12 protein-coding genes and 1 tRNA gene are annotated in these 13,175 nt (G+C 63.7%); 10 read left to right on the forward strand and 3 right to left on the reverse strand.

The genetic code is table 11. The annotated features are described in order from the left end of the window. Window positions 1–22: 22 nt before the first annotated feature. Window positions 23–2,047, reverse strand: coding sequence for a UvrD-helicase domain-containing protein (locus tag DK842_RS11235; protein ID WP_114061518.1), 2,025 nt, complete (start codon window positions 2,045–2,047; stop codon window positions 23–25). A 119-nt stretch (window positions 2,048–2,166) separates the two neighbouring features. Between DK842_RS11235 and DK842_RS11240 the strand changes: the two genes are divergently transcribed. From DK842_RS11240 to DK842_RS11255, 4 genes are all read left to right on the forward strand, one after another. After that, entirely contained in the window at window positions 2,167–3,000 is an 834-nt protein-coding gene (locus DK842_RS11240; RefSeq protein WP_114061519.1) for a symmetrical bis(5'-nucleosyl)-tetraphosphatase, read from the forward strand. A gap of 76 nt (window positions 3,001–3,076) precedes the next feature. After that, the gene (locus tag DK842_RS11245) at window positions 3,077–4,480 is read left to right on the forward strand and encodes an MBOAT family O-acyltransferase (protein ID WP_114061520.1); all 1,404 of its coding nucleotides are present in this window, start codon (window positions 3,077–3,079) and stop codon (window positions 4,478–4,480) included. Between the two features lie 16 nt (window positions 4,481–4,496). Further along, window positions 4,497–5,489 carry an SGNH/GDSL hydrolase family protein gene (locus DK842_RS11250; protein ID WP_114061521.1) on the forward strand — a complete coding sequence of 331 codons (993 nt, stop codon included), beginning with the start codon at window positions 4,497–4,499 and terminating at the stop codon, window positions 5,487–5,489. Further along, window positions 5,486–6,652 carry an SGNH/GDSL hydrolase family protein gene (locus DK842_RS11255; protein ID WP_114061522.1) on the forward strand — a complete coding sequence of 389 codons (1,167 nt, stop codon included), beginning with the start codon at window positions 5,486–5,488 and terminating at the stop codon, window positions 6,650–6,652. The genes DK842_RS11250 and DK842_RS11255 overlap by 4 nt, the downstream gene beginning before the upstream one ends. A gap of 4 nt (window positions 6,653–6,656) precedes the next feature. Here DK842_RS11255 and DK842_RS11260 read toward each other — a convergent pair whose 3' ends face one another. After that, a complete protein-coding gene (locus DK842_RS11260; protein ID WP_114061523.1) occupies window positions 6,657–7,478 on the reverse strand; it encodes a lysophospholipid acyltransferase family protein in 822 nt (273 codons plus the stop codon). Window positions 7,479–7,523: 45 nt separating this feature from the next. Next, complete coding sequence (mutM, locus tag DK842_RS11265; protein ID WP_114061524.1) at window positions 7,524–8,336, reverse strand: bifunctional DNA-formamidopyrimidine glycosylase/DNA-(apurinic or apyrimidinic site) lyase; 813 nt, start codon at window positions 8,334–8,336, stop codon at window positions 7,524–7,526. 91 nt (window positions 8,337–8,427) lie between these two features. Here mutM and DK842_RS11270 point away from each other — a divergent pair, with 91 nt between their 5' ends. The 6 genes from DK842_RS11270 to rplY all read left to right on the forward strand — a co-directional run bounded on the left by DK842_RS11270 (window position 8,428) and on the right by rplY (window position 13,108). Further along, window positions 8,428–10,176 carry a tetratricopeptide repeat protein gene (locus DK842_RS11270; RefSeq protein ID WP_114061525.1) on the forward strand — a complete coding sequence of 583 codons (1,749 nt, stop codon included), beginning with the start codon at window positions 8,428–8,430 and terminating at the stop codon, window positions 10,174–10,176. After that, window positions 10,173–10,715 carry a lipoprotein insertase outer membrane protein LolB gene (gene lolB, locus DK842_RS11275; RefSeq protein ID WP_114061526.1) on the forward strand — a complete coding sequence of 181 codons (543 nt, stop codon included), beginning with the start codon at window positions 10,173–10,175 and terminating at the stop codon, window positions 10,713–10,715. The genes DK842_RS11270 and lolB overlap by 4 nt, the downstream gene beginning before the upstream one ends. A gap of 36 nt (window positions 10,716–10,751) precedes the next feature. Further along, window positions 10,752–11,606: a 4-(cytidine 5'-diphospho)-2-C-methyl-D-erythritol kinase gene (gene ispE / locus DK842_RS11280; RefSeq protein ID WP_114061527.1), complete on the forward strand. Its 855-nt coding sequence runs from the start codon at window positions 10,752–10,754 to the stop codon at window positions 11,604–11,606. 6 nt (window positions 11,607–11,612) lie between these two features. Continuing rightward, window positions 11,613–11,687, forward strand: a tRNA-Gln gene (locus DK842_RS11285). Between the two features lie 89 nt (window positions 11,688–11,776). Beyond that, window positions 11,777–12,760, forward strand: coding sequence for a ribose-phosphate pyrophosphokinase (locus DK842_RS11290; protein WP_114061528.1), 984 nt, complete (start codon window positions 11,777–11,779; stop codon window positions 12,758–12,760). A gap of 60 nt (window positions 12,761–12,820) precedes the next feature. Beyond that, a complete protein-coding gene (gene rplY / locus DK842_RS11295; protein ID WP_114061529.1) occupies window positions 12,821–13,108 on the forward strand; it encodes a 50S ribosomal protein L25 in 288 nt (95 codons plus the stop codon). The last annotated feature ends 67 nt before the right edge of the window (window positions 13,109–13,175 follow it).

Here is a 13,175-nt window from a genome sequence, read left to right on the forward strand (position 1 = left end):
AAGGCGCCATTTTCTTGCCCGCTCAGTTTTGAGGCGGCTCGCCGGACTTGTCCTTGCTGGCCAGCATGGCCGTCAGATTGGCCAGCCGCGATTTGCCCTCGCTCTTGCTGACCAGAGGCTCTGCGCCAGGCTTGCCGAAATGGCGCAGGTCTTCGCCGTTGATCTCACCAATGAAGCGCGACGGCTCGATGAATTGCCACTCGCCGGCGCGGCGGCGCTTGACGCAGTAGCTCAGCGTCAGGCTGCGTTGGGCGCGGGTGATGCCGACGTACATCAGCCGCCGCTCCTCCTCCACCATGCCGTTGTCCACGGATTCGCTGTGGGGCAGGATGCCTTCCTCGCAGCCAACCAGAAACACGTGCGGGTATTCCAGGCCTTTGGACGCATGGAGTGTGGACATTTTCACTGCGTCCACTTCGCCCTCGTCGCGGCCTTCCAGCATGGTGATCAGCGCGATGGTCTGGGTCAGCTCGATCAGGTTCTTGCCGTCGGCCTCGCCCTTTTTCGCCAGCCAGGCCACCATTTCCAGCATGTTCTTCCACTTGGTTTCGGCGATCTTGGGGCTGTCCTCGCTGTCATACAGCCAAGCTTCATAACCTATGGCCTGCAGCAGCTCCAGCGCCAGCTTGCCTGCGGGTTCCCTTGGAGCGCGGTATTGCAGCTGGCTGATGAATTCGCAAAAGTGCTCCAGCGGCGCCAGTTGCGCCTGCTGGACTTGCACGCGCAGCCCTGCATCGTGAGCGGCGGCGAACAGGCTCTTGCCGTACTGGCCGGCCCAGGCGCCCAGCTTCTCCAGCGTGCCGGCGCCGACGCCGCGCTTGGGCGTGGTCAGCGCGCGGATGAAGGCCGGGTCGTCGTCCGGGTTGGTGACCAGCCGCATATAAGCCAGCAGGTCCTTGATCTCCGGCTTGTCGAAGAAGCTCTGGCCGCCGGCCATCTGGTAGGGGATGCGCTGGTTGCGCAGCGCTTGCTCGAAGATGCGCGCCTGATAGTTGCCGCGGTAGAGAATGGCGTAGTCCTTGAATTCGGTCCGATACTCGAACTTGTGCGCCAGCAGCCGCTGCACCACGGTTTCCGCCTCGTGCTCTTCGTCCTTGCACTGCACCACGTGGATCGGTTCGCCCAGGCCCAGCTCGCTCCACAGCTGTTTCTCGAACAGCTTGGGATTGTTGGAGATCACGCTGTTGGCTGCGCGCAGGATGCGGGCAGTGGAGCGATAGTTCTGCTCCAGCTTGATGACTTTCAGCGCGGGAAAATCCTGCTGCAGCAGGCGCAGGTTTTCCATATTGGCGCCGCGCCAGGCGTAGATGGACTGGTCGTCGTCGCCCACTGCGGTGAACAAGCCGCGCACGCCGGTCAACAGTTTCACCAACTGGTATTGGCAGGTGTTGGTGTCCTGGTATTCGTCTATCAGCAGGTAGCGCAGCTTGCCTTGCCACTTGAGCAGCACTTCCGGGTGCTCGCGGAACAGTTGCACCGGGAGGCGGATCAGATCGTCGAAATCCATCGCCTGATAGGCGGTCAGCGTGTCCTGGTAGGCCAGATATGTGCGGGCGCAAACGCTTTCCCATTGGCCGTCCGCGGTCTGCATCATTTCATCCGCGGTCTTGAGGTCGTTTTTCCACAGCGAGATCTGGCTTTGCACCTTGCGGATCTCGTCCTTGGAGGTGGTGTTCAGGATGTCGGCGATGATCTTGCCGGCGTCGTAGGCATCCAGTATGGAGAACTGCGGCTTGTAACCCAGGTGCGGCGCTTCCTGCCTGAGGATGTGCATCCCTAGCGAGTGGAAGGTGGATACGGTGATGCCGCGGATCTCGGACGAGGTCATCAGCTTGCCCACCCGCTCCAGCATCTCGCGCGCCGCCTTATTGGTGAAGGTGATGGCGGCGATGTGCCTGGCGGGGATGCCGCCTTCGCGCACAAGGTGGGCGATTTTGTAGGTAATGACCCGGGTCTTGCCCGAGCCGGCGCCCGCCAGCACCAGCAAGGGGCCGTCTAGATAATGGATGGCCGCGCGTTGCGGCGGATTGAGCAGGGGAGCGGACATGGCGATGAGACCCGGGCGGGCGTAGCAAATCGGTAATCGAGGCCGTGCATTGTAGCATGGGGTATCATGGCTTATCGCGGATGGAATCCCAAGCCCGATCCGCATCACGAGGAAACCATATGGCCATCTACGCAATCGGCGATATCCAAGGCTGTTTCGACCCCTTCCAGCAGTTGCTGCGCCTGATCGACTTCAATCCCGGCAAGGATACCTTGTGGCTGACCGGAGATCTGGTCAACCGGGGGCCGCAGTCGCTGGATGTGCTGCGTTGGGTGTTCCGCCATCAGGACCAGGTGGAAATGGTGTTGGGCAATCACGATCTGCACTTGCTGGCGGTGTCGGAAGGCTTCGGCAAGCTGCACCGCGACGACACGATAGACGACATCCTCAATGCCGCCGACGGCAAGGTATTGCTGGACTGGCTGCGTTGCCAGCCCTTGATGTTGGAGGGCCATGGCTATGCGATGGTGCATGCCGGCTTGCTGCCGGAGTGGACGATATCGAAAGCGTTGCGCCTGGCGGAAGAAGTGGAGTTCGGCCTGTCCGGCAACCGCCACCGCGAGTTCCTGGGGCGGTTGTACGGCAACAAGCCCGCGCGCTGGAGCGATGATCTGAAGGGCGCGGACCGGTTGCGCCTGATCGTCAACGCGATGACGCGCATGCGCTTCCTCACGCGCGACGGCGAGTTGGATCTCAGTTACAAGGGCGAGCTGGAAGGCGCGCCGGACAATCTGGTGCCGTGGTTCGAGGCGCCGAATCGCCGTCATGGCGGCACGCCCATCATTTGCGGCCATTGGTCGGCGCTGGGGGTGCATCTGGACGAGGATGTGCTGGCGATAGACTCCGGCTGTCTGTGGGGCGGAAGCCTGTCGGCGTTGCGTTTGGATGACAAGCAGCTTTTTTCTCTGCCTTGCCAGGCATACCGTGAAATCGCGCTTGCAACAGGCAGATAAATAAATCTTTAGCAAAGCTGGCATGTGGCAGGGCTTATTGTCATAATTGCCGCCTCCGCCAGCTTGTTACCTTAGCATGAGCTATTTGTCCATTGAGTTCGCCCTGGCTTTCGTCGGTTTTTTTGCCGTCTACTGGGGCTGCCGCCGCATGCCCAGCATGCAGAATCTTCTGCTCCTGCTGGCCAGCTATCTTTTTTACGCCAAGCTGGATTGGCGCTTCGCCTCCATTCTCGCCGCCTACACGCTGGCGCAGCATGCACTGAGCCGGCGGATGACGCAGTCCGGCCGACCCAAGCGCTGGCTGCAGGCCTCCTTGCTGCTGGCAGTGGGGAATCTGGCATTGTTCAAGTATTTCGACTTCTTTCGGGAAAGCGCGCAGGCCGGGCTCAACGCCCTGGGGGTGACGGCGCTGCTGCCGGCGCTGGACATCCTGATGCCGGTCGGCATTTCCTTCTATACCTTTCAGTCGGTCAGCTATTTCGTATCGGTATACCGCAAGGAGATCAAATCTGCGCCGTTGCCGCAGTTCGCGCTGTTCCTGGCATTCTTCCCCACCTTGCTGGCGGGGCCTATCTGCCGCGCCAATGACTTGCTGGAGCAGTTGCGGCGCCCGGCGCTGCGCCAAGTCGCGCATCTGGACCGCGCGCTGGGCCTGATCGCGCTGGCGTTGCTGAAGAAACTGTGGCTGGCAGGCTGGCTGGCCAGCGCCTGGGTGGACCCGGTATTCGCCGCGCCGGACACGTTCCATGCAATGGAAGTATGGGCGGCATTCTATGCCTACGCGCTGCAGATCTATCTGGATTTCTCCGGCTACACGGATCTGGTCACCGCGCTGGCGCTGCTGCTGGGCATCCAGCTGCCGCGCAATTTCGACGCGCCCTATCTGGCACTGAACCTGCGCGATTTCTGGCGGCGTTGGCATATCTCGCTATCCAGCTGGATTCGCGACTACGTGTATATCCCGCTGGGCGGCAACCGCAATGGCTTCGCTCGCGCCCAGGTCAACCTGCTGGCGGCGATGCTGCTGTCCGGCCTATGGCACGGCGCCAGCCTGAAATACCTGGTTTGGGGCGGGATGCATGGCGTGGGCGTGGTGGCGCTGAACATCGGCGACAAGCTATGGAAGCGCGACGCCGTCAGCCGCGCGTCGCCGTGGCTGTCCCGCTTGATCACGTTCCACTACGTCTGTCTGGCCTGGGTGTTTTTCCGAGCGCAGTCGCTGGACGAGGCGGTGGATTTCCTGAGGGCGATGTTCGATCCATCCGGCCAGGAGTTGACGCTGAACGCGCCGGGCCTGCTGCTGTTGCTGGCGGCGTGGCTGATGGCGTTGCCTTGGCTGTCCCGGCTGCCGGAGCGCTGCTTTGGCCGGTTGGCGGCACTGCCGTGGTGGGGCAAGCCGCTGCTGCTGAGCGTGGTGGCGCTGCTGGTGATCTCGCTGGCGCCGTCAGGCATTCCCGGCTTCATTTATTATCAATTCTGACGCAACGACTCTGAAAATGCTCGCCGCTTACCCGCACCGCCGCATACTCGTCATCTTGCTGAGCTGCATGCTGCTGCTGTTCTGGCTGGAACAGGCCGCCATCAATGCTTACTGGCGGCAGACCTTCCACACGCCCAGCTTGTTGGAGCGGCTGGACGTACTGTCCCCGTGGCGAGAGGGAGGCTCGCTCGGCGGCGGCTTGCGTCGGCATAGCGAGGCGTTGCAGCAGCATGTGGGCGGCTGGGATCGCCGGATGATAGACAGCCTCAACGCCTGCTGCCTGAGGCCGCGCCAGGCATCGTCCGCGGTCGTCGCCAGGCCGGCCGCGCCGAAGCCGCAAGCGTCGGCGGCTGCGGCCGTCAAAGCGGTGGATCCCCGGCTGCTTCTGGATGAGGGGTTGCCGGTTCTGCTGGCCGGCGATTCGATGATGCAGGGCGTGGCGCTGCATCTGCTGCCGCCGCTGTTCCGACAGCATCAGGTCAAGGCGATCGACATCAGCAAGCAAAGCACCGGGCTGACCTATCCGGACTTTTTCAACTGGCCGGCGACGGTGGAGCGGCAACTGGCCGCCAACCCCAAAGCCCAGTTGCTGGTGATGTTCGTCGGCGCCAACGATACCTGGGACATGGTCAATGGCGCGCATTACATTCGTTTCGCGTCGCCAGACTGGGAGCAGCGCTACCGCGAGCGGATCAGAAGCATTCTGGCCAGCGCCAACAAGCGCAAGGTCAAGGTATTGTGGCTGGGCCTGCCCAATATGAGCCGGGACAAGCTGAACGAAGGCGTCCATTACCTGAATCGGCTGTATCGCGAGGAGGTGACCGCAGCCGGCGGCCGCTTCATTTCCACCCGGGAGGCGCTGGGCAGCCAGGACGACAGCTTCAACAAATTCATGACATTGCCCGACCAGGGCGAGGTGGCGGTCCGCACTGCCGACGGCGTGCATTTCACTCGCCAGGGCCAGTTGCTGCTGGCGCGCCGCGTGCTGGCGGAATTGAGGTTCGAATGACATTACAGGCAATCTCGCGGGTTTCGCTCTGGCTCGCCGCCGCCGTGCTGGGCGTTCAGGCGCAGGCGGCGCCGGTGCAGGATTTCGGCGACCCCAATGTGGCGCGCCTCGCCGCCCGTTTCAGCCTGCAGGGCGACGCCCAGCCGCCGGTACGGATCATACAGTTTGGCGACTCCCACACCGCGGCCGACTATTTCAGCGGCGAGCTGCGCGCCCGGTTGCAGGCGCGCTACGGCGATGCGGGCATCGGTTGGCTGCCGCCGCTCAATGTGCCGGGGCAGCGCAACGCGCTGGCCTATGTCCGCAGCGATGGATGGGCTTTGCGCAATAGTCGCCGCGACATCGATCCCGACTTTCCCTTGGGCGGCTTCGTTGCAGTCGCCCAGCGGCCCGGCGCCAGCATCACCGTGAAGCCGCGGACGGAGGATAACGGCTTGTGGCGAGTGAGGGTCTGGCTGAGGCAGAGCGCGGATAACCAGATGTTGACTGTCGATGACGGCAACGGTTTGCGGCGGGCCCAGGTGAGCGCTGGCGGCGGGTGGCAGCGAGTGGAGGCCAAGCTTAAGCTGCCGTTCACCCTGCGGGCGGAAAGCCTGCCCGCTCCCGACATCGGCGGCTATGAACTGGAAAAGCTGGCACCCGGCGTGGTGGTGGACACGGTGGGCAGCAATGGCGCGCAACTGAGCCTGTGGCGCAGCTGGGGCGCGGCGTGGGGGCGGCAGCTGGCCGCGCGCGACGCCGATCTGGTGATTCTGGCTTACGGCACCAACGAAGCTTTCGACGCCAAGCTGGATCTGGATGAATACAAGGCCACGCTGCAGGGGGCGATCAGCTTGGTGCGCAGCCAGTTGCCGCAGGCGGCCATCCTGATGCTGGGCGCGCCGGATTCCGCGAGGCGCAAGGGAGGGGCGGTCAGCCGCGAGTGCGCGGGGCCGCAGCGGCCGCTCTTGCTGAGCGCCGTGCAGCAGACGCAGCGCCAGCTGGCGCGCGACAACCATTTGCTGTACTGGGACTGGCAGCAGGCGATGGGCGGGCCGTGCAGCATGAGGATCTGGCTGCAGCAACAGCTGGGCCGGCCTGACATGGTCCATTTCACCGCGCCCGGCTATACCCGGCTGGGGGATGATCTCTACGAGGGGCTGAGCCAGCGCCTGGCGCGCTGAGGGCTCAGGCGTTGGTCGCCGCCGCCGGGGCGTCAGCCGCTTGCTGCGTGTCTTCCAGCGTCAGCCCCAGGCCGAGCGCCACTTCGCTCCTGGACTGCTCGGCCAGCAGGAAGCGGTTGTCCAGGCCGGGCTCGCCGGCCTTCAGCGCTTGGCCGTAGCTGATCTCCACCTCGATTTGCGGCACGCTCAGCACCTTGCGGATGCTTTGCAGCAAGGAGATGTCGTCGATGTAGGCCGCTTCCCGCAGCAGGCTGCCGTCCGGGCGCTGGTAGCGCAGCGATACCGGCTGCACGGTGCCGCGGGCCAGCAGCGCCGCCTCGAACAGGGATGCCTTGAATGGCAAGAGTCCGCTGCCGTCCGAGGTGGTGGACTCGGGGAACACCGCCATGCAGCCGCCGTTTTGCATCGCCTCGGCCAGTATCTGGTTGACCCGGCTGGCGTCGCGGCGGTTGCCGCGGTCGATGAACAGCGTGCCGGCTACATAGGCCAGCCAGCCAATCAGCGGCCACTGGCGGATTTCTCGCTTGGCGACGAAGCGGGACACGGTGCAGCTGTTGAGCGCCACGATGTCCAGCCAGGACACGTGGTTGGCCACCAGCAAGGTATTGGGGGGGTAAAAGCCGGGATTGACGCCCCGCACCTTGATGCTGACGCCGAGTATTTTCAACGCATGCTGAGCCCAGCGGCGGGTGACCACCGCGCGTTCGGCCTGGGCCAGGCGGGAATAGCGGGTGGCGACGATGAACACCCCCACGGCCAGATGGCCGAGCAGGCGCGTCACGCGGCCGCAGCGGGTGGCGAAGGAAGTGGTGTCGTGTGACTTCAAGATAGTTACGATTTCAAGTCTGCGGGATTACAGGCCGCCACTCTATCACGGCTGGCATAGCGGGCAATAGTAAGTGCTGCGCTGTCCCTGGCGAATGTGGCGTATCGGCGAGCCGCAACGGCGGCAGGGTTCTTCTTGGCGGTTGTACACCATATAGCTTTGCTGGAAGTAGCCGGGCTTGCCCTCGCTGTCGACGAAGTCGCGCAGCGTGCTGCCGCCGGCCTCGATCGCGCGCTTGAGCACGGCCTTGATTTCCGACGCCAGGCGGTCGCAGTCGCCGCGCGTCAGCGCGTTGGCGGCGCGGGTGGGGGCGATGCCGGCGTGGAACAGCGCCTCGTTGGCATAGATGTTGCCGACGCCGACCACCACGTGGTTGTCCATGATGGCGAGCTTGACCGCGCTGCCGCGGCGGCGGATGGCCTGGAACAGCGTTTCGCCGCCGAAGGCGTCGGACAGGGGTTCCGGCCCCAGCGCCTGCAGCAGCGGATGCAGCTCGATCGGACCGATGTGCCACAGCACCGCGCCGAAGCGGCGCGGGTCGCGGTAGCGCAGCAGCTGGCCGTCCAGCAGCAGATCCAGGTGGTCGTGTTTCTGGGGCGGCGCGCCGGCGGGCATCACCCTCAGGCTGCCGGACATGCCCAGGTGGATCAGCAGGGTGCCGCTCTCGCATTCCAGCAGCAGGTATTTGGCGCGGCGGCGCACGGCGAGCACCTTCTCGCCGGCGACGCGTTCCGCCAGGTCGGGCGGAACCGGCCAGCGCAGGCTGGGGTTGCGGACGACGGCGCCGCGCAGGGTACGTCCTTCCAGGTGCGGCTCGACGCCGCGGCGGGTGGTTTCGACTTCGGGCAGTTCAGGCATGGTCGGGCGGCGATTCGGTAAATGGTGCAAAGATGAAAAGCGGACATGCTATTCTACGCGTTCAACAGGCTTTGAGCAGGCAACTTAATCCATGCGAATGAAACCGCTGAAACGATCCCTACCGTTGCTGCTGGCGCTGCTGCTGGCGGCCTGCGCCGGCGTCAAGCCGCCTGCGGCCGCGCTGGCTCTGCCTGAGGCCAAGCCGGCGGCGGAATCCGGTCCGGACGAGGCCAAGTTGCCCAAGGTGGAACTGACGCCGGAAATCCTGTATGGCGTGCTGGCAGGCGAAATCGCCGCCCGCCGCGGCGCGGCTGGGTCGGCCGGCCTGACCTATCTCGACTTGGCGCGTGAAACCCGCGATCCGCGGATGGCGCAACGCGCCGCCGAGTTCTGTCTTCTGACCGGCCAGTTGAAGCCGGCGACCGAGGCGCTGCGACTGTGGATCGAGCTGGACCCCGATTCGTTGCCGGCGCGCGAGCAGCTGTTCATCACCCTGATGCGCGGCGGCAAGCTGGCTGAAAGCAAACCCCTGCTGGAGGAGCTGCTGCGGCTGGAACCGCAGCGGGCGCCGGCGATTTTCGTGCAATTGGCGCGGCTGAGCTCTCGCCCGGATGGCGGAGGCGGCCAATCCTATCAACTGGTGCGCGAACTGGCTGGCCGTTATCCCGATTTGCCGGAGGCCCGCTTCGCGGTGCTGGCTGCGGCGGCGGACAGCAACGACCAGGCGGCGGTGGATCGCGAGTTCGATCATTTGGCCAGAATCGCGCCCAAGTGGGACCTGCCGGTGGCCTGGCAAGTGGACCGGTTGCGGCGCAAGGACATGAACGCCGCCGCGGGCTTCCTGCAGCGCGAGCTGGCGCGGCGTCCGGACGCGGGGCTGGAGCTGCAGATCGCCTACCCGCGCCTGCTGGTGGGGGCCAAGCGCTTCCCCGAGGCGCGCGCGGCGTTCGAGTCCTTGCTCAAGACCCATCCCGACAACCCGGATTTGCTGTACGCGACCGGCCTGCTGGCCTACCAGATGCGCGATCTGAAAACCGCCGCGGCCAGGCTGCAGGGCGCGCTGGAGCAGCACTATCCGGAACAGGATTTCGTTCGCTACACGCTGGGCCAGATCGCCGAGGACGAGCGTGACGACGAGCGCGCCGAAAACTGGTATCGACAGGTCGGTTCCGGCCAGCAATACCTGCCGGCGCAATCGAGGCTGGCGATGCTGGAGGCGGCGGACGGCAAGCTGGACGAGGCGCTGGGCCGATTGAGCGGGCTGGGCAACACCGATCAGGAAAAGATTTCGTTGGCGCTGCTGCAGTCGCAGCTGGCGCGCGAAGCCAAGCAGCCGCGGCGCGCCTATGATCTGCTGACCCAGGCATTGCAGCGTCAGCCCAAGGCCAGCGAGTTGTTGTACGAGCGTTCGCTGGTGTCCGACATGCTGGGCAACGCAGGCAACGCCGAGCGCGATTTGAAGCAGATTCTGAAAGACAAGCCGGGCGACGCCCAGGCTTTGAACGCGCTGGGCTACACGCTGGCCAACCGCACCACCCGCTACCAGGAAGCCTATGGCTACATTGAAAAGGCGCTGAAGGCCGAGCCGGACAATCCCGTGATCCTGGACAGCATGGGTTGGGCGCAATATAAGCTCGGCCGGCTCGAGGCGGCGCGCAAGACGCTGGAGAAGGCCTATGCCGCGATGCCGGATCCGGAAGTGGGGGCTCACTTGGGCGAGGTGCTGTGGAAGTTGGGCCGTCGCGATGAGGCGCTGGCCGTGTGGCGCAAGGAGCTCATCCAGCATCCCGGCCATGATGTGATCAGCGAGGCGATGCAGCGGCTGGGGGCAAAGCCGTGATCCGGCGTGCTTTGCCGCTGGCCTTGGCGTTGCTGCTGGCGGGCTGCGCCAACGAGGCGCTGTTCCGTCCCAAGCCCGTGCTGGAGTCTGCCGTCGACGCGCCGTTCAGCGTCAGCGGACGTCTGTCTGCCAACCTGGACGGCAAGGGCCATGTCGCCAATTTCGACTGGAAGCATCAGCCGCCGCGCGATGAGGTGGCGATCAATTCGCCGCTGGGCAATACCGTGGCCAAAGTGTTGCGGGATCCGGCCGGCGTGACTCTGCTGGCCGACGGCAAACGCTGGGAGGCGGACGATGTGGAAAGCCTGACCCGGCAGGTGATGGGCTGGCCGTTGCCCTTGTCCAATCTGGTATGGTGGATACGCGGCCTGCCTGCGCCAGGCGCGGAGAGCCGTTTCGACGCGGACGGCAGCCTGGAGCAACAGGGTTGGCGCATTCGCTTCATTCGCGACGCCGACGTAGACAGCGATCATCCCAAGCGGGTGGAAATGCAGCGCGAAGGCCTGACCGTCAAAGTGGTGGTGCAGCGCTGGCAGTGAGCCGCCGCGCCCTCGCACTGATTTTTAGAGTGAGACATGCAGCATACCTTCCATTCCTTTCCCGCCCCGGCCAAGCTCAACCTGCTGCTGCATGTGGTGGGCAAGCGGCCAGATGGCTATCATCTGCTGGAAACCGTGTTTCGTTTCATCGATTTCGGCGACACGCTGCAACTGGCGGTGCGCGATGACGGCAGGATAGAACTGCTGACGCCGACCGAGGGCGTGTCGGCTGAACAGGACTTGACCGTGCGCGCTGCGCGGCTGTTGCAGAGGGAGAGCGGCTGCCGACTCGGCGCCAGCATCCAATTGGAAAAGCGCACGCCGATGGGCGGCGGTTTGGGCGGCGGAAGTTCCGACGCCGCCACCGTGTTGATCGCGCTGAATCGTTTATGGGGTCTGGGGTGGCCGCGGGATAGGCTGCAGGCATTGGGTTTGCAACTGGGCGCGGACGTGCCGGTATTCATTTTCGGCCGCAGCGCGCTCGCCTGCGGGGTGGGAGAGGTATTGGAGCCGCTTTCATTGAAGCCGGCTTGGTATTTGGTGATCCATCCACAGGTCCATGTGCCGACAGCCGATGTCTTCCGAAATTTTTCGGGAACCATGTTGACAGAGATGGGGCGCCTCGGCATAATGCGAATCCTCGAAACAACGCAGCAGCGCAGAAATGACCTGCAAGCCGTTGTTGAGAAAAGATTTCCAGCGGTGAATGAAGCACTGAGCGAGTTGAGAAAATATGGTTCGCCGCTGATGACTGGTTCCGGAGCCTGTGTGTTCTTGGAGTTCAAGTCGAAAGACGAAGCCGATAAAGTTTACCGAGTGTTGTCAGAAAAATATCAGGGATTTGTAGCGGAAGGGCTGAATGCCCATCCCCTGTTCGACAGCGCTGAATAAGGTTATTGGGGAGTCGCCAAGTGGTAAGGCACCGGATTTTGATTCCGGCATTCGTAGGTTCGATCCCTACCTCCCCAGCCAGGACTTTCTCCCTATAAGAGAGAGCATGAAAAAAGCGTGTAAGAGAGCCTTACACGCTTTTTCTTTATCCAGCTAAGGCAAAGCGAATCATGGCGGCATACGACAGTTTGATGGTATTTACCGGTACGGCTAATCCGGAACTTGCTCAGAACGTAGTCAAACATTTGGATATTTCGTTGGGGCGCGCCGATGTCGGCAAGTTCAGCGACGGCGAAGTGGCGGTGGAACTGTTGGAAAATGTGCGCGGCCGCGACGTTTTCATTCTGCAGTCCACCTGTGCGCCGACCAACGACAATCTGATGGAAATCCTGACCATGGCCGATGCGCTGAAACGCGCTTCTGCCGGCCGGATCACCGCGGCGATTCCGTATTTCGGCTATGCCCGCCAGGATCGCCGTCCGCGCTCCGCCCGCGTGCCGATCTCGGCCAAGCTGGTGGCCAATATGCTGACCAGCGCCGGCATCGACCGCGTGCTGACCGTCGACCTGCATGCCGACCAGATTCAGGGCTTCTTCGACATCCCGGTGGACAATGTGTACGCGACCCCGGTGCTGCTGAAGGACATCCGCTCGCAGCGTTTCGACGATCTGATCGTGGTCAGTCCGGACGTGGGCGGCGTGGTGCGCGCCCGCGCAGTGGCCAAGGCGCTGAACACCGACCTAGCCATCATCGACAAGCGCCGTCCCAAGGCGAATGTGGCCGAAGTGATGAACATCATCGGCGACGTGTCGGGCCGCACCTGCCTGATCGTCGACGACATGATCGACACCGCCAATACGCTGTGCAAAGCGGCCAGCGCTCTGAAGGAGCGCGGCGCCGAACGCGTGTTGGCCTATGCGACCCACCCGATCTTCTCCGGTCAGGCGGTGGACCGCATCAAGAATTCCGACATCGACATGGTGGTGGTGACCGACACCATCCCGTTGACCGCCGCGGCCAAGGCTTGCCCGAACATCCGGGTGGCTTCGATCGCCGGCCTGCTGGCCGAGACGCTGCGCAGGATCAACAACGAAGAGTCGGTGTCTTACCTCTTCAATGAGGAACTGGTTGCGACGGGCGCTTGCCTGCCGTAAACATCGGGCCCGCTGGTCGCGGCGGGCCGGGTGCTTTTAATCTGAAACTGGAGTTTTGACATGTCTTACGAACTGATTGCTGCCAAGCGTGCTGATCTGGGTACGGGTGCGAGCCGCCGCCTGCGTCACGCTGGCAAAGTGCCGGCCGTGGTATACGGCGCCGGCAAAGAAGCCGTTTCCCTGGAGCTGGACCACAACACCATGTACCACGCCGTCAAGCACGCCGATTTCCACACCTCCGTGCTGGAACTGGTGATCGATGGCCAGAAAGAACAGGTGAAGGTTGCCGCGTTCCAGATGCACCCGTACAAACAGCAAGTACTGCACATCGACTTTGCTCGTGTGTAATCGCTGCTGCCGTCGCCGTTCGCGGTGACGGAGAAGAGCTCGTTGTGCGCCTCGCGGCGGGCAGCGA

Source organism: Chromobacterium phragmitis (assembly GCF_003325475.1).
Lineage (GTDB): Bacteria > Pseudomonadota > Gammaproteobacteria > Burkholderiales > Chromobacteriaceae > Chromobacterium > Chromobacterium phragmitis.